Genomic DNA, 22,945 nt, shown 5'->3' with positions numbered 1-22,945 from the left:
GCTGTTCGGAGCCGATCAGGACGAAGCTCGGCCGATGTTCGGTATCGGGTAGGGGAGGGCGCCGTGGCAACCTTGGCGCAAAGCGATCATAGCTTTGCCGAATGCGCCCCAGTCGAGATGGTCGAGGGCATCCGGCATATGCGGTCATCCGATAGCGCTCAGCGAGGGCGGGCTCCAGGCGAAATGCATCCGCCGCCCGGATGCACGCACCGCGATCGATCCGGGACGACGCACGCCGCGCTGTTGGCCTGAACGGCACGCCGCCTTAAGGTAAGTTGGGGTACGTCGTACAACGCGGCGTAGGGGGGAGCAGCGATGACGATTCAGCCGGCCGGCACGGCCGACCGCCATCGGGACTGACGAGCGCGGTTTGCGCATCTCCCGCTTAGCCAATCGAGACGACAAGGTCCGCGCGCTTCGCGCGCTGCCACGGCTGATGCGCGCCGGTGCAGGCGCGCTGCTGCTGATGGCAGCCGTACCGGGACCGGTGCAGGCCTTCGATCTGTTCGGCCTGTTCGGGAGCGAACCCGAGCCGCCGGCGCCGAGCCTTTCCGCCCTGCCATACACGGTCCGGATCACCGGCACCGACGAGTCTGACGTGCTTCAGGCCGTGCAGGATACCTCGAGCATCTACCGCCTGCGCCAGGAACCGCCTCCGGACGGGGAGGGGCTGCTGCGCCGGGCCGAGGCCGACCGTGCCAAACTGGTCGATGTCCTGTCGGGCTATGGCTACTACCAGGGCAATGTCGCGATCCGGATCGACGGCGCGCCGGTCGGCGGGCCGGCCGCCGCGGTCGTCGGTGCCGCAGAGGCTTGGCGGAATCGCGGACTCGTCCCGGTCAAGATCGCGATCGATCTCGGGCCGCTCTATCACCTGCGCCGGATCGCGGTGCGCGACCCGGCCGGGCGGGTCTTCCCCGATGAGGTCCTGCCCCCACGGGTCACCCGCGTGGACGACGATGTCCCGGCCCGGTCGGCGACGGTGCTGGCGCGCGAAGCGCGGATCGTCGATCATTTCCGGGGCCAGGGTCATCCCTTCGCCAAGGTGATCGCCCGCGATCCGGTCGTGGACGATGCGGCCCACGTCATGGATGTCACCTTCACGGTCGATCCGGGACCGGTCGCCAGTCTTGGCCCAGTGGCGCTGAACGGCGCCCCCGGCATCGACCCGGCCACGATCCGCTCCTTCATCTACGCCGAACCGGGCGATCCCTACTCGCCGCAGGCGGTGGCGGCGATCCGGCGGTCGGTGGCGCGGATCGAGGGGATCGGCGGGGTGCGGGTCCGTGAAGGCCCAACGCTCGATGCCGACGGCAACCTTCCGCTTTTCGTCGAGGTCACCGAACGGGAACGCAACCTCATCGGTGTCTCGGCGCGCTACTCCACGGTCGACGGGCCGGGGGTGCGGGCCTACTACGCGAACCGCAACATGTTCGGGGGCGGCGAGACGTTCCGGCTGGACGCCGATATCTACTATCTCGGGCTCGGCAACGATCCGTTCGCAACTCAACGCAAGATCGCCGGCATCGGCACCAACGGTCTCGGCGGCCGCCTGTCGGCCACCTACGTTCAGCCCGCGCTCTGGGGCTCGCGCAACGACCTGCTGGCCAACGCCTTCGTCACCCGCGAGGTGCAGCAGAGCTATCTGGTCGATGGCGGCGGTGTCTCGGCGGCGATCCGGCACCGGTTCTCCGACACGTTCTCGGCACAGATCGGCCTGGATGCGCAGGCCGGCCGTTCGAAGGACGCCCTCGGCACGGTGAATTACCGGCTCGTCGGCGTGCCGGCCTCGGTGACCTACGATTCCACCGACAGCCTCCTCGATCCCACCCGCGGCGTTCGAGCGATCGCGTCGCTGGCCGCCTATCCCGGGGCGATCTCGTCGCCCGGCATCCTCGTCGCGAAGGCCCAGGGCTCGACGTATTATTCGCTGGACGACGAGTCCCGCTACATCCTCGCCGGGCGGATCGGCTTCGGATCGGTCTCGGGTGCGCCGCTGGGTGAGATCCCGGACAATTTCCGCTTCTTCGCCGGTGGCGGCGGCTCGGTGCGCGGCTATCCGTACCGGACCCTCGGGCCGATCGGCCCGTTCAATCTGCCGATCGGCGGGCGCAGCCTGCTGGAAGCCTCGCTCGAAGCGCGCATCAAGATCACCGACACGATCGGCGTGGTGCCGTTCTTCGACGCAGGCACCGCGTTCGCCTCTGCGCTGCCGGATTTCGACGAGAAGATCCGGAAATCGGTCGGCATCGGCCTGCGCTACTACACCGGGATCGGCCCGATCCGCGCGGATCTCGCCTTCCCGCTCGACCCCTACAAGGGTGGCCATGTCCGGCCGGCGGTCCTGTATCTCAGCCTGGGGCAGGCGTTCTGAATGGCTGAACTGACCGGACGCACCGAAGCACGGCGGCGAACCGTTGTTCGTATGGGGCGTGGTGGTCTGAGCCTCGTCCTGCTCTGCCTCGCGATGCTCGTGTCGGCCGCGGCGCCGCGAAGCTGGGCCGATGAAGGCGATAAATCCGTGCTCGGCGGGCTCCTGTCCCGGGCGCTCTCCACACCGTCGTCGCGCGTGGCGATCGGCGCGGTCGATGGGGCCCTGTCGTCCGACGCCACCATCCGCGACGTCGCCGTCAGCGACCGCGACGGTGTCTGGCTCAAGCTCGACAAGGCGCGCATCGTCTGGCGCCGGCTTGCCCTGCTGTCGGGCCGGCTCGAAGTCGACAGCCTCGAAATCGGGCAGATCGAGATGCTGCGCCGCCCGGTGCCCGGCCCGACGCCGCCGGAGGCGAAACCCGACGGCAAGCTGCTGCCGGATCTGCCGGTGAAGGTCGAGATCAAGGACTTCAAGCTGGCCGAACTTGTCCTCGGCGAAGCGGTGGCCGGGCAGCCCGCCCGGCTGTCCGCCGAGGGCCGTGCCCGGCTGGGCGCGGCGAGCGAGGGCCTGGAGATCAAGGCCCGGGCGCAGCGTCTCGACGCGGCCGGGCGCTTCCTGCTTAGCGTACTCTACGTGCCGACCGGCGACAAACTTGAGTTGAAGGCGAATCTGGTGGAGCCCGCAGGCGGCCTGCTCTCGAAGGCGGCCAACCTGCCTGGAACGCCGCCGATCAATTTCGATCTCGACGGGACGGGGACGCTCGACGCGTTTGCGGCCAAGCTCGATTTCACGGCCGGCCCGGAGATCAACGCGAAGGGCGGCGCCCGGATCTCGCGAATCGGCGCCGAGCGACGGCTCGCCCTGGATCTGGCGGCGCGGATCGAAGGTCTGGTGCCGGGGCCGGCGGCGTCCGTATTCGCGGGCACGACGCAGCTCGCCGGCGGCCTCGCCTTCGCGGATAGCGGCGCCTTCCGGATCGATCGGCTGGAGCTGACTTCCCGCACCGCCCGGCTCGTCGCCGGCGGAACCCTCGGCGCCGACCGAAGCGCCGATCTGACGCTTCAGGCTCGGGCCCTGCCCACCGAAGGCAGCGTGACGAAGGCAGGCGAGGCCAAGATCGGCAAACTGACGTTCGATGGCAGCCTCAAGGGACCCATCGCGGCCCCGACGATCCACGGCACCCTCGACGCGGCGAGCGTCCGCAGCCGCGATTCCGCGCTCGATCGGGTCGAGGCGCGCCTGGATGTGACGCCACGGGGCGAGCCCTCGGCGCAGCGTTTCGCCATCAGCGCCGATGGCACGGTCGCAGGCCTGCGGCTCGCCGACCCGGCCCTGCGTCGGGCCATCGGAAGCCGGGCGCAGCTCACGCTCCGAGCGGCCGCCGGGCCGGACGGGGTGATCGACGTCACCACGCTCCGGCTCGATTCCGAGACGGCCCGAGCCGGCTATACCGGCCGGATCGGGCAGAACACGCTGACCGGTACGCTCGATGCCGCGCTGCCGGATCTTGCAGTCTTCTCCGGCCTCGCCGGGCGCGGGCTCGCCGGATCGCTGGATGCGAAGGCAAAGCTCAGCGGCGATCCGGCCCGGAAAGCCGTCGCGGCCGATCTTTCGGTTTCGACGACCGGCCTTGCGACCGGGATCACGACGGCCGACCGCATCCTGGGTCGCACGCCCTCGCTGCAGGGGCGGGTGTCGCGGTCCTATGAGGGCTACGGGTTCGATCACCTGCGGTTGGAGGGACAGGGCCTCTCCGCGACGCTGCAGGGCGAGGCGACCTCGGAGCTTGCCGACGTAACCGGCCGACTGGACCTTCGAAGCCTGTCGGATCTCGATAGCCGTCTCACCGGCCGCGCCGCGGTCGATGCCTGGCTGACCGGTTCCCTGGAGCATCCGAACCTCGCGGCGACGCTCACCGCGCCCACCGCCACCGCGGATGGCAAGCCGGTCCGCGGCCTGCGAGCCGAGGCTGCTCTCAAAGATGCGCTCCTGGCACCCGATGGCAGCCTGCGGCTCTCCGGCGACGTGGCCGGCAAGGCGTTGACCGGCGATGCCCACGCGTCCCGCGCCGGGGACGATTGGGTGCTCGACCGGCTTGCACTGAATCTCGGATCGGTGGCGGTCACCGGCAACGTCTCGGTCGCGGCCGAGACGTGGCTCTCGGCCGGCTCACTCACGGTACGAGCCGACAATCTCGAGGACGTCGCACCGCTCGCCCCCGAGCCCATGGCCGGGCGCCTCAATGCGGCCGTGACACTGGCCCGCGACGACGGTCGCCAGGACGCGTCGATCCAGGCCACCGGAGCCGCCCTGCGCTACGGCGGTACGACCCTGACCCGCCTCGACGCCGACCTGAGGGGCCGCGATCTGCGTGCCCATCCGGTGCTCGACGGGCGCCTCGACGCCGACCGCCTCGTGACAGCCGGCCAGCAGATCGACACCGTCCGGCTTGTCGCCAACGGCAGCCCGGCCTTCAGCGATGTCACGCTGAGCGCCAAAGCCCGCGGCTTCGGCCTCGACGGGGCGGCGCGGATCGTGCCGGCCGCCGACACGCGCATCGAGATCCAGCGCCTCTCGGCCGCCCGCGGGAACGACCGCTTCGCCCTGGTTGGGCCGGCGGCGATCACCTTGCAGGACGGCGGCGCCGTGATCGACGGGCTCGCCATTGCGGCCGGGAGCGGCCGCGTGACGGTCGCGGGCCGGGCCGGACGCGACCTCGACCTGAAGGTCGCGATCCGGGCGCTGCCCCTGTCGCTGGCCCGGATCGCCGCACCGGACCTCACCCTCTCGGGGAGCCTCGACGGCGAGGCGGACCTGCACGGGCCGGCCAGCCGACCGGAGGGGCACTACGCGCTAAGCGTTTCCAAGCTGGTGGCGCCGCAGACACGGCAGGCGGGCTTGCCGGCGATCGATGCCAGCGCAAAGGGTATCCTGTCGGACGGGCAGGCCAGCGTGGACGGACGGGTCACCGCCGGCCGCGGCGTGGCCCTGACGGTGGCGGGTAAGCTCCCGATCGAGCCGGGCGGCCCGCTCGACCTGCGCGGCCGGGGCACCCTCGATGCGGCGCTCGCCAATTCCCTGCTGAGCGTCGGCGGCCAGAGTGTCGCCGGGGCCATCGCCATCGACGGCGGCGTGACCGGGACACTCGCGGCCCCCCGGGCTCAGGGTGCGGCGACGCTTTCCGGAGGCAGCTTCACCGATCCGCTCAACGGGATCCGCCTCACCGGGATCGAAGGGCGGATCAGTGGCCGGGGCGACAGCCTCGTGGTCGAGCGCCTGACCGCGGCAACCCGGAACGGCGGGCGCGTCTCCGTGACGGGGCGCGTGGCACTGGAACCGGATTTCCCCGGGCAGTTCCACGTCGTCGCGGAGCGGGCCGAGTTGGTGTCCAGCCCGCTGATGACCGCGATTTCAAGCCTCGACCTCACCCTGTCCGGCCCACTGGCCCGGACGCCGCGGATCTCAGGCCGGGTCGATGTCGCTTCGATCGACGTTGCCGTACCCGACCGGCTCCCCGCCACCGTCCGGCCCCTGCCGGGGGTGCGCCACGTCAACACGCCGCCTGAGGTGCGTGCGCGCTTGGCCCAGCAGGCCGCGCGAAAGGCCGCATCTGCGCCCGGTCGCAGGTCGAAGAAGCCCGCCGTCCCCTTCAACGCAACGCTGGACGTCGCGGTCGATGCCCCGGGCCGGATCTTCGTCCGCGGGCGCGGCATCGATGCCGAACTCGGTGGCGCCTTGCGGATCACCGGAACCTCGCTCGCGCCCAATGCGGTCGGGGCCTTTGCGATGCGGCGCGGCCGCTTCGAGCTCGTCGGCCAGCGCCTCGATTTCAGCCGCGGCCGGCTGACCTTCGCCGGCAGCCTGACCACCCCGGAACTCGACTTTGCCGCCGAGACCAAGGCCGGGGACGTAACCGCACGGGTGGCGGTGACCGGACCGGCCGACGCGCCCCAATTCGGTCTGACCTCCGATCCGGTGCTGCCGCAGGACGAGATCCTGTCACGCCTGCTGTTCAAGAAGGCGGCGGGCGGGCTCTCGCCGTTCCAGGCGCTGCAGCTCGCCCAGGCCGTGGCGCAGCTCTCGGGCGGCGCCTCGGGTCCCGACGTGTTCGAGCAGGCACGCAAGGGCCTCGGCCTCGACAGCCTGGACGTCTCGACAGGGGCCAGCGGCGGCCCGGCGCTCGGCGCCTCGCGCTACATCTCGGATCGGGTCAGCGTCGGCGTGAAAGCCGGCGCGAAGCCGGCCGATACGGCCGTCGGCGTGGATTTCGACGTCACCCGGCGGATCAAGCTGAAGGGCGAGGCGGGCAGCGACGGCCGGACCAGCCTCGGCGTCGGCGCCGAATACGAGTGGTGACGCAGTGGACGCAGGCCGGGCATCGGCGGGGATGGGTAAGCCTTCGGGATAGACACGCCCCGACAAAGAGTTAGGTTCGGCGCAAGCGGCCCCGACGGCCGCGGATCGGGCGGGAAACACCAAGGGCGATGGACGACCTTTTCGAGACGGACGACGATCCCCCGGTGCCGGAGGGGGGCTTCCTCCGTCTATTGCCGATCATCAACCGCCGCGGCCTACACGCCCGGGCCTCCGCGAAATTCGTGCAGACCGTCGAGCGCTACGACTCGACTGTCACGGTCACCCGGGCGGGTGAGACCGTGGGCGGACGCTCGATCATGGGGCTACTGACCCTCGGCGCCGCCATGGGCACGCGCATCGCCGTCACGGCCGTGGGCCAGGATGCTGAAACATGCCTCGATGCCATCGAGGCTCTGCTCGCCAACCGGTTCGGCGAGAACGAATAGCGGCGCTCAGATCGCTGCGGTCATATCTCCTTGCCGGGCCAGAGGCAGAGGTCCGAAATCGGGCAGCGCGGGCAGGCGGGTTTCCGGGCCGTGCAGATGTCGCGTCCGTGGCGGAACAGCCAGACATGGGCCCCGTCCTTGAACCGCTCCGGCACGAGGCGCGCGAGGCCGTCCGCGACGGCATCCACGGTCGCACCGGATGCGAGCGGGATCCGGTTCGAGACCCGGAACACGTGGGTGTCGACCGCAATCACCGGCTCGTGGAAGGCGAAGTTGGCCGTGACCTCGGCGCTCTTGCGGCCGATGCCCGGCAGGCTGCGCATCGCGACGGAACTCCGCGGCACGGCGCCGCCGTGTTCGGCGATCAGCGCCGCCGACAGCTTCACGATGTTGCGCGCCTTGGAGGGCCCGAGCCCGACCGATCGGATGATCTCAAGGATGCGCGCCTCGCCCAGCGCCAGCATGCCGGCCGGATCGCGCACGGTACTGAACAGCGCCTCCGCGATCCGTGCGACCGTCGGGCCGGTGGACTGGGCGGAGAGCAGCACGGTCACCAGCAGCCGGAACGGATCGGTGTCGTCGAACCCGGCTTTCGGATCCGGATCGGCCTCGGAGAACCGGGTCATCACGGCGGCGACCCGTTCGGCCTCATCAGCGTTGATCGGTCGAACCGGCTTGGCGGGCGCCCGGCGCGGTGAGGATGGGAGGCCGTGGAGGGTGTCGCGCGCCATGCCGGGCAGCTAGCGTCCCGGCTGCGGCCCGGACAGGGCCAGCCTGCGCGGCTGATTGACCGTTCAGAGCGCTCTCCGCCGAAGTGGACACCGGTTCGGCGCAAGAGAGCGCGTCACAACATCGACTTAGAGCCGCGCGCGATCGCAACGCGGTCGGGCACGGCTCTAAGCCCGCGCCCGCCGCCATGGGATCGAGGCCGGACCCGCACCGAGATGGAGGGTGCCGGCGACGATTTCGCCGGCCCGGCGCAGGAATTCCACCCGCAGCGCGCCACGGCGCCCGAACAGGCGGCTTACCACACGAACCAGCGATGCCTCCGCCGGATCGGCGATGATCGGATGCCGCGCGGTGCGCGCATCGAGCGCGAGGAAGGTCTCCACCGCGTCGCGCACGGCCTGCGGCTCGGTCACCGTACGGATCTCGGAGGTGGGCGCCTCCCATCCGGCGGGACGAATCCCGATGAGGCTCGGCGTTGGGATCGATCGCGACCGGGCTGACCGGGCCGACGCCAGCACGGGACGAAACCGCGGCGTCTCACGAGCGGGCTCCAATGCTCCGGCAAGCCGGATCGGACGGCGCAGGGCTCCGAGCCGGTCCCGCAGCGCCCGGTCGACGGCTTCGGCAGCGGCCTGCCCGACCAGGGCGGTGATCTGAGCCTCAGCCGGCTGCCAGGGACGCGCCCGTCCACCCCAGATCGGATGTGGCATTGCCAACGGCATGACGCCCTGCAGCGCCTCCCGCCCGGTCTCCGCATCGCGGTCCCAGACCAGGGCGATCGCCACCCGGCTTCCGGCGGCCCGATGCTGGGCGAGGGGGAGCAGATGGTCGGGATCGCGCAGCGGGTCGGTCACGGCGTTCCGGACGAGCATCGCCCGCCAGGCCGCCACGGAAGCCGCATCCACGCCGCCGGGCCGACGAAGATCGACCCGCCACGCGGAGGTCCGGTCCAGTTCCGGCCCCGCGGCGAATGCCGCCGCGCATCCGGGTGCGCCGGACTGGCCGCCCTGTATCACGGTGAAGCGTGGCGCCATCGCGTGTCCTGCCTCTCGACGCTTCGTCCCATTTTGGGACGCATCGGCGCCGCTGAAGCGCCATCTGGGTCGAGCGTTTCAATGCCGATGCCGCGCTTGCGAAGCGTCAGGGCCCCGGGATCGCGAGGGGATTGTCGGTGAGGGCGGCGGCGTCCGGCGCATCGATGCGTGGGCGGCCCAGGAAGGCGTCCCAGAGCCGTTGGACGAAGGCCGGATCGAGATCCTTCAGGATCAGGACCAGACGGGAGGTATGATCGGGATCCGGCCAGCTCGGCAAAGTCATCGGCGCGTGGAAGACGTGCTGGACGCCATGCACCACCAGGGGCCGTTCGGGATCCTCTGCGAGGGCCACGATCCCTTTGAGCCGCAACAGCTTCGCCCCATGGCCGGACCGGAGCAGGTCCATGAACATCTCGAAGGCGGCGCGCGGCACAGGCGCCGCGCTGGTCAGGCAGACAGCCTGGATCGACGCGTCGTGCCGGTTCACGTCCGCCTCAGCCTGAGCCATGCGCGCGAGCCCCTCATCGCCCAGCCACGCGCGCACATCGGCGCCTTTGCCGTCGAGGCCGAACAGGCCACCGAGCAGCGTCTCGGCCGGTGCATCGGGTGCGAGGATCGGCGCTACGGGATTGAGGGCGGCAAGCCGCGCCCGGATCGCGCTGGTATCGCTCGCGAGATCGGTCTTGGTGAGAACGATCCGATCGGCGATCGCCGCCTGCCGGACCGCCTCGGGATGCGCGTCGAGGGTGACGGCCCCCGTCAACGCATCCACCACCGTCAGCACGGCCTGGAGGCGGAACCGGAGCACCAGATAGGGGTGATAGATCAACGCGTGCAGGATCGGCGCGGGATCGGCGAGACCGGTGGTCTCGATCACCACGCGCCGGAAGGCCCCGATCCGCCCGTTGTCGCGCTTGCGCAGGAGGTCTTCGAGGGTCGCGATCAGGTCGCCCCGCACCGTGCAGCACAGGCAGCCGGCGCCCAACAGGATCATGTCCTCGTCGACCGTCTCGATCAGCAGGTGATCGAGACCGATTTCGCCGAACTCGTTGACGATCACCACCGTGTCGGCGAGCGCCGGATCGCGCAGGAGCCGGTTCAGCAGCGTGGTCTTGCCGGATCCCAGAAATCCCGTGAGCACCGTAAGCGGGATCGGCTCGGGGCGTCTCGGATCGGGGGCGGGCGCGGGGCTGATCGACATACCCGTCGAGGTAAGGGTCCCCGAGGCCTACGGCAACGCGCCAAGCCGTTCCCCGGGAGCGCTTACTCGTCCGCGGACGCCTTCTTGTTGGCCGGTTTCTTGGCAGGGGCCGGCTTGTGCGCGGCGGTCTTCGCGGCCGGCTTGGCTAGCCCTTTGCCCGGCTTGGCCTCCGGCATCGACGGTGCTGTCGCGGCGGTGTAGGCGCTGACCGAACGGGGGAGCGCGTGGGCCGGCTTGGCGGCGACCTTCGGCGCGGGCTTGGGAGCGGATTTAGCGGCTTCCTTGGAGGCTTCCTTGGCAGCGTTCGCGCGTTCTGCCCGTGCCGCACGCGCCTCCTTGGCGGCCTCGATCGCCGCGATGCGCTTGGCCTTGGCGGCTTCGAGCTTGGCGGCGCGACTGTTGGCGACCGAGGCCTTCTGCTCGGCTTCCTGCGCGTCGAGGATCTGCTGGCCCTCGGCCGGGTTACGGCCGATCCAGACGGCAATCGGCTCCAGCGGCGCCCGCGGCGGCAGGGTGCGGGCGCGCAGGGCCGGGTTCGAGAAGGCTGCCATCGCCAGGGCCGGCGAGTTGGCTGCGGCGCCACCGATCAGCTGCGCCGCAGAACCGGAGGCGCTGATGGCTCCGGGGCCATCCTCGATCGCCGGAGCCTTCTTGCCGCCGCACACGAACGGCCGCATGTCCGGCGGCTGGGGCAGGGCGGAGGCCGGCAGCGCGTCGAGCGTCGGGCTCGTCCAGCCGGCGCTCTGGCTGAAGGCGTAGTCGAACAGGTCGGCGGCCTTCACGTCGCGCTCGCGCGGCGTCGGCTGGCCCATCACGATGGTGACGATCCGGCGGCCATTACGTGTGGCGGTGGCCACCACGTTGAAGCCGCCCGAGCAGATGAAGCCGGTCTTCATCCCGTCCGTGCCGGGATAGCGCCCCAGCAGACCGTTGTGGTTCGCCATGACGGCGCGGCCGAACTGGATCGCCGAGATCGAGAACAGGTCGTGGGAATCCGGGAAGTCGCGGATCAGCGCACGGGCCAGCACCGCCATGTCGCGGGCCGAGGTCCACTGGCGCGGATCGGGCAGGCCGTTGGGGTTGTACCAGTGGCTGTCGCGCATGCCGATCCGCTGGGCGGTCTCGTTCATCAGCGCAGCGAAGTTGTCGACCGAACCGCCGAGATTCTCGCCGATCGCGAAGGCGATGTCGTTGGCCGACTTGACCATGATGATCTTGAGGGCGTTGTCGAGGGTGAGCTGCGTCCCCGGCTTGAAGCCCATCTTCGAGGGCGGCTCGGCGGCCGCGGCGGCCGAGATGGTGATCATCGAATCGAGCGAGACCTTGCCCTGGCGCACGAGGTCGAGCGCGACGTAGGTGGTCATCAGTTTCGTGATCGAGGCCGGGTACCAGGGATCGGTCGGCGCCTGCGCGTAGATCACCTTCCCCGAATCCACGTCCGCCACGAGGATCGGCACCGTAACCGCCTCCGCGGCCCGGATCCCGGCGACGCTCGCCCCGAGGAGACCCGTCAGCGCCGCGAACCCGACGGAAAGGCGCCGGAGGAGGGAAGAGGACATGTGTGTCCGACTCGTCAGAGGATCGCCAGGATCGGTACCGCGCGGCACCGCAGGTCCGGCCGACGGGCCGGGTAAAGGGCACAACCCGAGCGGCCAGATTCAGTCGCTGCGCTGCGTTACGGCATCAACGTGCCCACCGTGGCAAGAGCAAGGCGAGAGCGGAGCGCGGCCCTGCGCGGCGTGGTTGTCTGTGGTCTCCGCTACGCACAGCGCCTATCTGCCACCGACACGCCGCGCGGGCCATCGCGCGGCACGACGGCTGGGACGACAGTGAGTTACGCGGTCAAGGAACTTTTCCACACCCTTCAGGGGGAGGGCGCCCAGGCGGGGCGCGCGGCCGTGTTCTGCCGTTTCACCGGGTGCAATCTCTGGTCGGGGCGCGAAGCCGACCGCGCCGCCGCAGCCTGCCGATTCTGCGATACCGATTTTGTCGGTTTCGACGGGGAGGGGGGCGGTCGGTTCGCCGACGCGGAGACGCTGGCCTCCGCCATCGCGGCGACCTGGGCCGGAGGTCCAGAGAACCGGTACGTGGTGTTCACGGGCGGCGAGCCTCTGCTTCAGCTCGACGCGCCGCTGATCGCGGCCGTGCACGCGCGTCACTTCGAGATCGCGATCGAGACCAACGGCACGCTTGCAGCCCCCCCGGGCATCGACTGGATCTGCGTCAGTCCGAAGGGGCGCAACCCGCTCGCGCAGACCACCGGCCATGAATTGAAGCTGGTCTATCCGCAGGCGGATGCCGATCCGGCGGACTACGTTGGCCTCGACTTCCGCCACCGCTTCCTTCAGCCCCTCGATGGACCAGGCCGCGTGGCCAGCACGGAAGCCGCGATCGCCTATTGCCGGCGCGACGCCCGCTGGCGGCTGTCGCTCCAAACCCACAAAATGATCGGGATTCCGTAGGATCGCTCGGAGCCGGCGATCCAGCGCTCACGCATCCATGGCCGCCCGTTGCGCCCGTGCAGCCCGGATGGCCAAGCGGGCGAACCGCCCATCCGCCAGAACCGGATCTGGGACTTCGCCGGACAGGACGGCGCGCCGCAGGGCAACGAGGCCGGGGTCGCCCCATGCATCGAGCAGGCGTTCGAACGCAGCATGGCGCCCCGCATCGAACGGGATCGACAGGCCGGACGCATCCTTGCCCGGATGGGCTGGGTGCAAGGCTGCGACGGGCACCCAGCCATGCGGGATCGGCGCGGTGGCCGCATGCGTCCGCCGCATCCGAAGGAGCTTCGGCAGGATGTGGCTGTGCGGCCCCGGATCGCCGATGCCGTCCGGAGCCGGAATGGCCGTGTAGATCTCGATCCGCCCCAGGCGAGCGACGAACACGCGATGCGGATTCGACACCTTGAGCGCGAGAACGGCGGGATTGCCGGCCTCGAACAGCGGTCGGCCGGTCATGGCCCGCAGGCGCCCGGTCAGGGCCGGATCGGTTACGCGCACGCAGGCATCGACCGCTTCCAGGCTGAGGCCGAGATCGAACAGGATGCCGTCGCGGTCCTGCGGCCGGACCGCCGCGGCATCCGGGCCGAGTTCGGTCAGCACCGCGCGCCGACCCATTGCGCAGGCCGCGGCCGGCAGGCAGAGCGCGACCGTTTGGCTCCAGCCGCCGGTGAAACCGGTCTCGTAGGCGAACGGCCGCAGGGCTGACGATACCGCGAGGGCGATCGCACCGCGATCCGTCGTCAGCGCGATCCGCCCGTCGTCGAGGGGGCGCGCTGGCTCATCGGGATTCCGGCCGAAAACCGCGACGGCGCCGTAGCTCCCGAGACTCCAGGCGCAATTCGGATCGATAATCTGGGTGCGCAGCAGCGTCTCTACGGACCGCTCCGCCTGACCGTTCATCGGGTCCCACGCATTCCGCACCGCAGGCGCACGCCTTGACACGGATGGCGAATGACCGGAAGTCGCAACGCGATCACCGAGGTTGGGTTCGTCGAGGCGGACGCCCGGTTCGAAACAGGCAGGCGCCCGGGCAGTCGCCGCGCCGCGCCACGGGACCCGCGGGAAGGGCGCTGGAATGGACGTCATCGAAACCGAAATTCCTGAGGTGAAGCGCATCGTGCCGAAGCGCCTCGGCGATGCGCGCGGCTGGTTCTCCGAGACGTTCCGCGTCGACGCCATGGGACGGGCCGGCATCACCAACACCTTCCTTCAGGACAACCAGTCCTTCTCGGCGCCGCAGGGCACGATCCGCGGCCTGCACTTCCAGATCGCCCCCCAGGCGCAGGCCAAGCTCATCCGGGTCCTGCAGGGCGCCATTCTCGACGTGGCGGTCGACATTCGCAGCGGCTCGCCGACCTACGGCAAGTACGTGGCCGTGACGCTCGATGCCGAAACGGGTACGCAGCTCTTCATCCCGCACGGCTTCGCCCACGGCTTCTGCACGCTCACTCCCGACGTGATGGTCGCCTACAAGGTGGACGCGTACTACAGCCCCGAGCATGATCGGGCGCTCGCCTGGAACGATCCGGAGATCGGCATTCCGTGGCCGGTCTCGGGCGAGGCCGCCATCCTGTCGGACAAGGATCGCCGTGCCCCGAGACTCGGCGATCTCGGTCCCGTCTTCTGAGCGCCGCGGCCCATCGGCCGTAATTCCGTCACGGCCGACCGTCTTGTGAGGCCCGGCCAACCCGTTTCCGACTTTCCGAAGAGGTACTCGACCATGCGCATCCTGGTGACCGGAGGCTGCGGCTTCATCGGCTCGGCGCTGGTGCTGCACCTCGTCAACGATCTCGGCCACGAGGTCTGCACCCTCGACGCGATGACCTATGCGGCCAATCCGATCTCCCTGTCCCCGCTCGCCGACAACCCGCGCCACCGCCTCGTCGAGGCGGATATCTGCGATCACGCCGCCGTGCAGAAGGCGTTTGCCGTGTTCAAGCCGCAGGCGGTGATGCATCTGGCCGCCGAGAGCCATGTCGACCGCTCGATCACCGATCCGGGCGCCTTCGTGCGCACCAACGTCATCGGCACGCAGACCATGCTGGACGGCGCCCGCGGGTACTACGAATCCCTGCCGGAGACCGACAAGGCAGGCTTCCGGTTCCTCCACGTCTCCACCGACGAGGTCTACGGCTCGCTGCCGCCGGGCGGCTTCTTCACGGAGGAGAGCCGCTACGATCCGCGCTCGCCCTACTCGGCCTCGAAGGCGGCCTCCGACCACCTCGCCCGGGCGTGGCACGAGACCTACGGCCTGCCGGTGCTGGTGACGAACTGCTCGAACAATTACGGGCCGCGCCACTTTCCGGAAAAACTGATCCCGCTGATGATCCTCAACGCCCTGGAGGGGAAGAAGCTTCCGGTCTACGGCGACGGCCAGAACGAGCGCGACTGGATCCACGTGGAAGACCACGCCAAGGGACTCGTCGCCGTGCTGGAGCGCGGCCGTATCGGCGAGACCTACCTGCTCGGCGGTCGGGCGGTGCGCAACAACCTCGCGGTGGTAAAGGGCCTGTGCGCCGCCTTCGACCGGTTGCGCCCCCAGAGCGCGCCGCACGAGCAACTGATCAGCTTCGTGGCCGACCGGCCGGGCCATGACCGGCGCTACGCGATCGATTGCACCAAGGCCGAGTCCGAACTCGGCTGGCGGCCGCAGAAGACGTTCGAGCAGGCGCTGGAAGAGACCGTCGCTTGGTACCTCGACAATGAGAGCTGGTGGCGCCTGATCCGCGAGGGCCGCTACAAGGGCGAACGCCTGGGGCTGAACGCCTGATGGACATCCTCGTCCTTGGCGGTGCGGGTCAGGTCGGGACCGAGTTGCGGGCCCTGTCCGGGCAGGCCGGCGTCACGGTCCACGCGCCGGACCGGTCCGAGCTCGACATCACCGATGCAGATGCGGTCGCGGCGGTCCTCGATAATCGCGCCTACCGGGCGGTGATCAACACCGCCGCCTACACGGCGGTCGACAAGGCCGAGTCCGAGGTGGTCGCGGCCTGGCGCCTCAACGCACTCGGCCCGGCGATTCTGGCGGCGGCGACGGCCGCGAGAAAGATCCCGCTCGTCCACGTCTCGACCGACTACGTCTTCGCCGGCACCAAGCCGAAGGGCGCCTACCGGCCCGACGAACCGATCGACCCGCGGAGCGTCTACGGGGCCAGCAAGGCCGCGGGCGAGCTGGCGGTGCGCACCGGCAACCCCCGCCACGCGATCGTCCGGACCGCCTGGGTGGTGAGCCCGCACCGGGGCAACTTCGTCAAGACGATGCTGCGTCTGGCGGCCGAGCGCGACGCCCTGACCGTCGTCGACGACCAGCACGGCTGCCCGACCTCGGCTGCCGATCTCGCGGCAGCGCTCGCGGCGATCGCGAAGCGGCTCGCGACCGACGAGGCCGCGCCCACCGGCACGTTCCACTGCGTGAATGCTGGCGACACGACGTGGTGCGGCTTCGCGGAGGCGATCGTGGCAGGCTCCGCCCGGCGCGGCGGCCGCTCCGTCCCGGTCAAGGGCATCCCGACCTCCGCCTATCCGACCCCGGCCCGGCGCCCGGCCAATTCGCGCCTGTCCACGGCCAGCCTCACCGAGGCGTACGACCTTCAGCCCCGCTTCTGGCAGGCGGCGCTCGACGACATCCTGGACCGGCTCATCAGGCCGGTTTCAGAGGGAGTATCCAAGCCATGAAGGGCATCGTCCTGGCCGGCGGATCCGGCACGCGCCTGCATCCGGCCACGCTGTCGATCAACAAGCAGCTCCTGCCGGTCTACGACAAGCCGATGATCTACTATCCGGTCTCGGTGCTGATGCTGGCCGGCATCCGCGAGATCCTGATCATCTCGTCGCCGGAGCACCTCGACAACTACAAGCGCCTGTTCGGCACCGGGGAGCAGTTCGGCCTGCAATTCTCCTACGCGCTGCAGCCGCGGCCGGAAGGTCTCGCCCAGGCCTTCATCATCGGGCGGGATTTCGTCGGCGACGACGATGTGGCGCTGATCCTCGGCGACAACCTGTTCTTCGGCGCCGGCATGGGCGAGCTTCTCGAGCGCGCGGCCGTACGCAAGAAGGGTGCGACGGTGTTCGCCTACCACGTCGAAAACCCGCAGGCCTACGGCGTGGTCAATCTCGACAAGTCCGGCCGGCCGACCAAGATCGTCGAGAAGCCGCAGAACCCGGAATCGACCTGGGCGGTGACCGGGCTGTACTTCTACGACAACCAGGTTCTCGACATCGCCGCCGACGTGAAGCCCTCGCCCCGCGGCGAGCTTGAGATCACCAGCGTCAACGAAGCCTATCTCCAGCGCGGCGAACTCCACGTGGAGCGGATGTCGCGCGGCTACGCGTGGCTCGACACCGGCACCCACGACAGCCTGCTGGAGGCGAGCGAGTTCGTGCGCACCCTGCAGCACCGCCAGGGCCTTCAGGTGGCCTGCCTGGAGGAGATCGCCTACCTGCAGGGCTTCATCAACCGCGATCAGCTGGTGGCCCGCGGCCAGATGTTCGCCAAGACCAGCTACGGTCAGAACCTGCTGCGGCTGTCCCGCGAGAGTGAGGACGACCTGCGGCTGCGCCGGGGCAAGTAGACCGCGCGCTAGCGCGGGGCGCAACCGATGCAGATCCCGCGCATCACCTTGTCGTTCTCCGCCTCGCGCGGCGTGCGCTCGCGCCTGTCGTCGGCGGTCGCCGCGCCCGCGCCGCGGCTCGGCGGCATGACCCGCCCCACCGACGAGGCGTTGGGTGCCGTCACCGTCGAGGTCGGCCCGCCGCCCGTTCCGGTCTGAGCCTGCGCAAGGGCGGCGTCCGCCGCCAGGATGGCCAGGAGGATGGTGAGGCTGGGGATGGTGATCGGGCGGGTCATCGGTCGTAGGGCTCCGTGCCGGGACGTAACGCGGCTGTGACGTTCCGGTTCGACGCGCGGGTGCGATCCCCCCTTTGTTCGCCTTTGCAGACCCGACGCGGCGCCGTATCAGGGGCCGCCGCTAGCCGCCAACCCCGCGGACGCATCGAAATTCGGAGCCGCCGCGACGATGCGGGACCCCAACGCGATCGACTTCTGGCGCGGCTTCGCCCTGGTAACGATCTTCATCAATCACATTCCCGGCAACACCTTCGAGCGCTACACCTTCTCGCAATACGGCATCTCGGACGCCGCCGAGCTGTTCGTATTCCTGGCCGGGTGGTCGATCGGCATCGCGACCCGCGGCCGCGACGGGGTCCCTGAGCCCGCGGGCAAGAGTGTGGTGCGGCTGCTGAACAGGACCGTCGAGGTTTACCGGGCGCAGCTCACCGTGATGCTGATGGCCCTGGCCATCATCGCGGGTGCGGCGCTGCTGCTCGACAATCCGCTGATCCTCGAATGGCACAATGCCGGCGGCTTCTTCGCCGACCCGATCCAATCGGTCTGCGGGATGGTGCTGCTGACCTACCAGCTCGGCTACTTCAACATCCTGCCGCTCTACGTGCTGCTGATCGGGGTCGCGCCGCTCTTCGTGCTGGTCGGCCGCTACAGCCTCGTGGGGACCCTGATCCTGTCCGGAGGCATCTACCTCGCGAGCCTTGTGTTCGAATGGAACCTGCCGTCCTGGCCCGGGGAGGGGGATTGGTATTTCGATCCGTTCTGTTGGCAAGTGCTTCTGGTTCTGGGCTTCCTGCTGCAGCGATGGAATGCCCGGTCCGACTTCGTGCGCCGGTGGGCGCGCCGGCTGTTTCCCGCCGGTATCGTCATCGTACTGGCCGGGATCGTGCTCGCAGTAACCGAGATCCGGCCGGATCCGATGCTGGTTCCGGAGCCGCGTCTGCTGTTCACGTTCGAGAAGACCTATCTCACGCCGGCGCGTCTTGTACACTTTCTAGGGGTATTGTTGGCGTTTGCCCCCGTTTACGCATTGCTCGCCCCCCGAATCGGCAGCATCGTCGGCTACCTGACCCAGCTGGGACGGAACTCCCTGGCTGTCTTCTCGATGGGCTCGATCCTGAGCCTGATCGGGCAGCTGGTGCGTTTCCAGACCGGCGGCGGCCTGCTGATTGATATGCTGGTCGCTGGCTCGGGCCTGATCGGGCTGGGATTGACCGCATGGTTCGTCGAGTGGCGTACCCGCAGCAAGGCTCCGAGGCTGCGGCCGTGAGTACGGTCCGACCACGGCCGTCCCGACAGGCCGCGATCCTGGCAGCCGTAATGCTGGCCGCCTCGGCATCGCTACCCCGTGCCGAACAGATGGCGGACCCGAGTGCCAGCGAGCCGAGCTTATCGCTCGAATGCCGGGTGCCGGGTGCGCAGCTCTATACGGCTGCCAAGCTGGGCGCCGTCCAGGCGGCGCTCGCCGAGAAGCGGCCGATCAAACTGCTGGCGATCGGTGGCTCTGCGGCACCAGGCGCATCCGCCTCCTATCCGGCCAAGCTGGAGGCGGCCCTGGAACGGGCCCTGCCGAAAGTCGATGTGGTGATCGACCACCGCGGCCTTCCGGGCGAGATCGCGTCCGGCGCTGCCGAGCGCCTGCGGACCATGGTGGTGGAGGCCGAACCCGATCTGGTCGTCTGGCAGGTCGGCACCCATGACGCCATCGCCCGGGTGGATGCCGAGGCCTTCGAGTCCGCGCTCGCCGAAGCGGTGACCTGGATCCGGTCCCACGGGATCGACGTGGTTCTGGTCGACCCGATCTATACCGCCAGCATGGCTGCGGATGCCGATTACAACCGGATCGTCGAAGCCGTGCGGACCGTGGCGACGCAGCAGCAGGTCCCGCTGGTGCGGCGCTACGAGGCGCTGCACTACCTGTCGAGCCGCATCGACCGGGGGGAGGGGCACTTCCTGGGGCGTCAGTTCCGGCTCAACGATCTCGGCCTGCGCTGCATGGCCGAGCACGTGGCGCTCACGATCGTGAAGTCGCTCGCGAAGACCGAAACGCCCCTAGAGCCGAAGGCCGCACCAGCCACGCCGCCCTTAACCGGGGCGCAACGCGCACCGGGTTAGACCGGACAACCGCAGGTCGGCGTCCCGTCAACCTGAGTTCGGCCTGGAACGCGCAGTGTCAGCCACGGCTCTCCCGATCCGTACGTTCCGGCGTTTGCGCGCCCTCGGCGGCGGCCCGCAGCGTGTGGCGCTGACGGTCTTCGCGATCCGCGTGGGCTCGGCCGGTTTCGCGTACGGCGCTCAAGTCCTGGCGGCGCGGCTGATGGGCTGGGACGCCTACGGCATCTTCGCCTCCGTCTGGGTCTGGACCGCGATGCTCGGCCATACGCTGACGCTCGGTCTGTCGCAGGGCGCCTGCCGGTTCGTGCCCGCCAACCAGGTCCAGGGCGATCTCGACCTCGCCCGCGGCTACATCCGCGCCGGCGCGTTCATGACCGGGGGGGCAACGCTCTCGGTCGCGGGCCTCGGCGCGGCGCTGCTGGTCCTCGAGCCGGAGCTGTTCGCGCCGGCCTACAGGGCTCCGATCGCAGTCGCACTCTGCGTGATGCCGCTCTTCGCGCTCCAGGATTATCTGGAGGGCGTGGCCCGCAGCCAGAACTGGATCGGGCTCGCCATCGCGCCGCCCTACCTCCTGCGTCAGACCCTGATGATGGCCTGCATGATCGCGGCGGTCCTGCTCGGCGCCCCGCCGCGCGCCGAGGTCGCCATGGGCTGCATGCTGGTGGCCGCCGCCGTCGCGACGGCCCTTCAGGCGACCCTGCTCATCACCCGGCTGCGCCGGGAGCTGGCAGACGGGCCGAACCGCTACCACTGGCGGACCTGGCTCGGCACGAGCCTGCCGATCGCCGCGATCGATCTCGCCAATGCCGGCTTTACCTTCGTCGATGTCATCGTGCTGGGCGCGCTTGTGAGCCCGGCCGAGGTAGGGGTCTATTTCGCCGCGACCCGGATCCAGCAATTCGTGGTCTTCGTGCATTTCGCCGTCAGTGCCGCGACCCTGCAGCGCTACAGCGCCGCCCACGCGGTGAAGAACCGCTTCCTCCTGGCCGAACTCGTCCGGCGCCAAGCCCACCTGACCGCGGCCGCGACGGTCGCAGTAGGCGGCGCGATCCTGGCCGCCTCTCCGTTGCTCCTGGCGATGTTCGGTGCGGGGCTCAACGACAGCATCCCGATCCTGTGCGTGCTCGTGGCCGGAAGCGTCGCCGCAAGTCTGTTCGGGCCGGGCGAGGATCTTCTCACCATGCTGGGCGGTGAGCGGCGCTGTGCCGCGATAACCGCCGGTGCGCTCATCGCCGCCGCCGGCCTGTGTCTCGCCCTGGTCCCAGCCCTGGGGGCGCTCGGCGCGGCCGTGTCGGTGGCGGTCGCCACCGTAGCGCGGGCCGGCTTCCTCGCCCACGCCGCTGGCCGGATCCACGGGCTGCCGACACCAATCTGGTCCGCGGGAGCCGTCCGATGAATCGCGCCACTCTGGCCGTCCGCCGGTCCGAACAATCGATCACCGACGCCGCGGCGCCGGAGGCAGAAAGCTGGGACGGGCTGTTCGCGACCGCCGCCCAGCCGCACCCGCACTTTTCACGGCCTGTCCTGGCGGCGCACGAAGCCGCCGGGTTGCTGCCGGCCGGCCTGCGCTTCGTCGCCGTCAGGCGCGGGGAACGGCTGGTCGCGCTCCTGCCCTGCGCGCCGACCCGCGACGTCTCCGCCCTTGGCGGCCGGGTGATGCGGCCGTTCCTCTCGCCCTTCGTGACCGCCACGGCGCCCCTGATCGCCGAGGGGCCGGAGCGCGCCGCGTACGCGCACGACCTCGTCGCCGGCCTCGAAGCGGCGTCCGGCGGTGGCGCCTGGCGCTGGCCGCTCCTGCCGACCCAGGAGGGTGCGGTGCCGGACATGCTGGCGGCCATGCGGGCCCGCGGCTGGGTCCTGGGCACCGTGGCAGCCTTCGACCGGCCGGTGATGGACCGCCGCGCCGACTACGACGCCTTCCTGGCCGGTCACCCGAACCGGTCGCGATTCAAGGATCTGCGCCGCCGAACCCGCCGACTGGCGGAGGCCGGCACCGTCGGGTTCGAGAGCGCGACGTCGGGGGCGGACCTTGCCCGCTTGGTCTCGTCGTTCCTCACCCTGGAACGCGCCGGCTGGAAGGGGCAGGCCGGCACCGCAATGGCCTGCCGTCCCGAGACCGACAGGTTGGCCCATGCTCTGTTCACGGACGGTTCGGGACCGGTGGGCATCCGGGCGGACGCCCTCACCCTCGATGGCCGGCCCATTGCAGTCAGCCTTGCGCTGGTCGGCGGCGGCATCGCCACACTGTTGAAGACCGCCTACGACGAGGATCTTCGCAGCCACGCCCCCGGATTGCTCTTGGAGGCCGAGATCGTCCGCGCTTGCCACGAGACCGGCTTCGCCGAACGCCTCGATTCTGCAACCCTCGACGGGTCGGCCCTGGAGAGCCTCTACCGGGATCGAACTCCGATCGCGGAGATCATCGCGCTTCCGCCGGGCGGCCACGCGCTGTCCCTGGAGCGCCGTCTCCGGCTCGCCCGGTTCGAGCGGGAGGCGCGGACCGCCGCCAGGCGGGTTCTGCGGCGGCGGTAGGGTACCGTCCGGGAGAGGCGATTCCGGCCGTTCGGAGCACGATGCGACACAACCGGGCACGAACCTACCGCGTGCGGCGAGACCCGTCGCCCTCGACGCGATCGTAGACGCCGTGGCCGGTCCGGGCGCGATAGGCCCGGCCGGCGATCTCGCCGGGCGTCGGCGGTGTCCCGGGCTGCGCGAAGCTCGTTTCCGGCCGGTAAGCCGGGCCCCAGCCGATCTCCTCGTCGCCCGCGGGATCCTTGCCGGGAAAACCGGTTACGTAGCCGGTGCTCTGCGCCAGCGCGGGCGCGGCGAAAAGGCTGAGCAGCGTCGCGACGCTGACGCGCAATCGTGTTCGGGAGCGCATCGATCGTATCTTCCGTGCATGATCCGCCGAACGGATCGTCTGAGGCGTAAACCCATCCCTATGGCGCGGGTTTGCAGGGCGTGCAGTCATGCCGCGGCCCCGACGGTTTTCGTGACCCGGATGGCTTCACCGCGCGGGCGAGCCCGCCGGCGGTTTCAGCGCGGAGGCTCGGGCAAGATGGAAGACTGGAAGGCGGGGCTCCGGGCCGAACTGCGCGCGATCGAGATCGCCACCGGCGATGCGGCCTCGGCCCAGTTGCCGGACCTGATCCGGCGCCTCCAGCGCCATCAAGCCAGGCTGCGCGGCAACCCGATCCTCGTCCTCTACCGCCGCTGGCGCATCCGGAGCCTCGCGCGGGCCGTGGCGGATGCACGCTGGCATGCGGAACAGGGCCGCATGGCCCGGCTCGGTGGCCTCGATCCGCGGCGCTGACGCGCAATGTCCGGGCCGGCGGGGAGTTCG

At 70.1% G+C, this 22,945-nt stretch carries 20 protein-coding genes; 13 read left to right on the top strand and 7 right to left on the bottom strand.

What is annotated here, in order from left to right:
* The first annotated feature begins 436 nt into the window (after positions 1-436).
* The 3 genes from OXS27_RS10330 to OXS27_RS10320 all read left to right on the top strand — a co-directional run bounded on the left by OXS27_RS10330 (position 437) and on the right by OXS27_RS10320 (position 7,176).
* Positions 437-2,374, top strand: coding sequence for a BamA/TamA family outer membrane protein (locus OXS27_RS10330; protein WP_267356005.1), 1,938 nt, complete (start codon positions 437-439; stop codon positions 2,372-2,374).
* A 93-nt stretch (positions 2,375-2,467) separates the two neighbouring features.
* Positions 2,468-6,730 carry a translocation/assembly module TamB domain-containing protein gene (locus OXS27_RS10325; protein ID WP_267356003.1) on the top strand — a complete coding sequence of 1,421 codons (4,263 nt, stop codon included), beginning with the start codon at positions 2,468-2,470 and terminating at the stop codon, positions 6,728-6,730.
* A gap of 128 nt (positions 6,731-6,858) precedes the next feature.
* On the top strand, positions 6,859-7,176 hold the full coding sequence (locus OXS27_RS10320) for an HPr family phosphocarrier protein (protein ID WP_267355990.1): 318 nt from the start codon (positions 6,859-6,861) through the stop codon (positions 7,174-7,176).
* 20 nt (positions 7,177-7,196) lie between these two features.
* Here the strand turns inward: OXS27_RS10320 and nth are convergent, their stop codons facing one another.
* The 4 genes from nth to OXS27_RS10300 form a co-directional block, all read right to left on the bottom strand.
* A complete protein-coding gene (gene nth / locus OXS27_RS10315) occupies positions 7,197-7,907 on the bottom strand; it encodes an endonuclease III (protein WP_267355988.1) in 711 nt (236 codons plus the stop codon).
* A 165-nt stretch (positions 7,908-8,072) separates the two neighbouring features.
* Positions 8,073-8,939: a GNAT family N-acetyltransferase gene (locus OXS27_RS10310; RefSeq protein WP_267355985.1), complete on the bottom strand. Its 867-nt coding sequence runs from the start codon at positions 8,937-8,939 to the stop codon at positions 8,073-8,075.
* Between the two features lie 106 nt (positions 8,940-9,045).
* Positions 9,046-10,140, bottom strand: a complete 1,095-nt coding sequence (locus OXS27_RS10305; protein ID WP_243920607.1) for a GTP-binding protein — start codon at positions 10,138-10,140, stop codon at positions 9,046-9,048.
* Between the two features lie 62 nt (positions 10,141-10,202).
* Positions 10,203-11,699, bottom strand: coding sequence for a serine hydrolase (locus OXS27_RS10300; protein ID WP_267355983.1), 1,497 nt, complete (start codon positions 11,697-11,699; stop codon positions 10,203-10,205).
* 270 nt (positions 11,700-11,969) lie between these two features.
* Here OXS27_RS10300 and queE point away from each other — a divergent pair, with 270 nt between their 5' ends.
* Positions 11,970-12,602, top strand: coding sequence for a 7-carboxy-7-deazaguanine synthase (gene queE / locus OXS27_RS10295; protein WP_267355981.1), 633 nt, complete (start codon positions 11,970-11,972; stop codon positions 12,600-12,602).
* A gap of 27 nt (positions 12,603-12,629) precedes the next feature.
* On the opposite strand, the gene OXS27_RS10290 is transcribed toward queE, so the two are convergent.
* Positions 12,630-13,544 carry a hypothetical protein gene (locus OXS27_RS10290; RefSeq protein WP_267355979.1) on the bottom strand — a complete coding sequence of 305 codons (915 nt, stop codon included), beginning with the start codon at positions 13,542-13,544 and terminating at the stop codon, positions 12,630-12,632.
* A gap of 175 nt (positions 13,545-13,719) precedes the next feature.
* On the opposite strand from OXS27_RS10290, the gene rfbC reads away from it, so the two are divergent.
* The 4 genes from rfbC (at position 13,720) to rfbA (ending at position 17,215) form a co-directional block, all read left to right on the top strand.
* The gene (gene rfbC / locus OXS27_RS10285; RefSeq protein WP_267355977.1) at positions 13,720-14,271 is read left to right on the top strand and encodes a dTDP-4-dehydrorhamnose 3,5-epimerase; all 552 of its coding nucleotides are present in this window, start codon (positions 13,720-13,722) and stop codon (positions 14,269-14,271) included.
* A gap of 93 nt (positions 14,272-14,364) precedes the next feature.
* A complete protein-coding gene (gene rfbB, locus OXS27_RS10280; RefSeq protein ID WP_267355975.1) occupies positions 14,365-15,414 on the top strand; it encodes a dTDP-glucose 4,6-dehydratase in 1,050 nt (349 codons plus the stop codon).
* The gene (rfbD, locus tag OXS27_RS10275; protein ID WP_267355973.1) at positions 15,414-16,319 is read left to right on the top strand and encodes a dTDP-4-dehydrorhamnose reductase; all 906 of its coding nucleotides are present in this window, start codon (positions 15,414-15,416) and stop codon (positions 16,317-16,319) included. Before rfbB ends, rfbD begins: the two co-directional genes overlap by 1 nt.
* Positions 16,316-17,215: a glucose-1-phosphate thymidylyltransferase RfbA gene (gene rfbA / locus OXS27_RS10270; protein WP_267355971.1), complete on the top strand. Its 900-nt coding sequence runs from the start codon at positions 16,316-16,318 to the stop codon at positions 17,213-17,215. The genes rfbD and rfbA overlap by 4 nt, the downstream gene beginning before the upstream one ends.
* 8 nt (positions 17,216-17,223) lie before the next feature.
* Here rfbA and OXS27_RS10265 read toward each other — a convergent pair whose 3' ends face one another.
* A complete protein-coding gene (locus OXS27_RS10265; protein WP_243920592.1) occupies positions 17,224-17,490 on the bottom strand; it encodes a hypothetical protein in 267 nt (88 codons plus the stop codon).
* Between the two features lie 169 nt (positions 17,491-17,659).
* Between OXS27_RS10265 and OXS27_RS10260 the strand changes: the two genes are divergently transcribed.
* Genes OXS27_RS10260 through OXS27_RS10245 form a run of 4 tightly spaced genes read left to right on the top strand, consistent with a single transcriptional unit; the run spans position 17,660 to position 22,134 of the window.
* Positions 17,660-18,757 (top strand): OpgC domain-containing protein, encoded by a 1,098-nt coding sequence (locus OXS27_RS10260; RefSeq protein WP_267355969.1) that lies wholly within the window; start codon positions 17,660-17,662, stop codon positions 18,755-18,757.
* 50 nt (positions 18,758-18,807) lie between these two features.
* A complete protein-coding gene (locus OXS27_RS10255) occupies positions 18,808-19,602 on the top strand; it encodes an SGNH/GDSL hydrolase family protein (protein ID WP_267356001.1) in 795 nt (264 codons plus the stop codon).
* A 55-nt stretch (positions 19,603-19,657) separates the two neighbouring features.
* Positions 19,658-20,998, top strand: a complete 1,341-nt coding sequence (locus tag OXS27_RS10250; protein ID WP_267355967.1) for a lipopolysaccharide biosynthesis protein — start codon at positions 19,658-19,660, stop codon at positions 20,996-20,998.
* Positions 20,995-22,134 carry a GNAT family N-acetyltransferase gene (locus OXS27_RS10245; RefSeq protein WP_267355965.1) on the top strand — a complete coding sequence of 380 codons (1,140 nt, stop codon included), beginning with the start codon at positions 20,995-20,997 and terminating at the stop codon, positions 22,132-22,134. Before OXS27_RS10250 ends, OXS27_RS10245 begins: the two co-directional genes overlap by 4 nt.
* Positions 22,135-22,198: 64 nt before the next feature.
* On the opposite strand, the gene OXS27_RS10240 is transcribed toward OXS27_RS10245, so the two are convergent.
* Entirely contained in the window at positions 22,199-22,483 is a 285-nt protein-coding gene (locus OXS27_RS10240) for a hypothetical protein (RefSeq protein WP_267355963.1), read from the bottom strand.
* Between the two features lie 177 nt (positions 22,484-22,660).
* Here OXS27_RS10240 and OXS27_RS10235 point away from each other — a divergent pair, with 177 nt between their 5' ends.
* Positions 22,661-22,915 (top strand): hypothetical protein, encoded by a 255-nt coding sequence (locus OXS27_RS10235; protein ID WP_243920582.1) that lies wholly within the window; start codon positions 22,661-22,663, stop codon positions 22,913-22,915.
* Positions 22,916-22,945: the final 30 nt, after the last annotated feature.

This window comes from Methylobacterium sp. GC_Met_3, assembly GCF_026540775.1.
Taxonomy (GTDB): Bacteria; Pseudomonadota; Alphaproteobacteria; order Rhizobiales; family Beijerinckiaceae; genus Methylobacterium.
The sequence above is the reverse complement of the archived record's forward strand: the minus strand, read 5'-3'. Positions and strand labels throughout refer to the sequence as shown.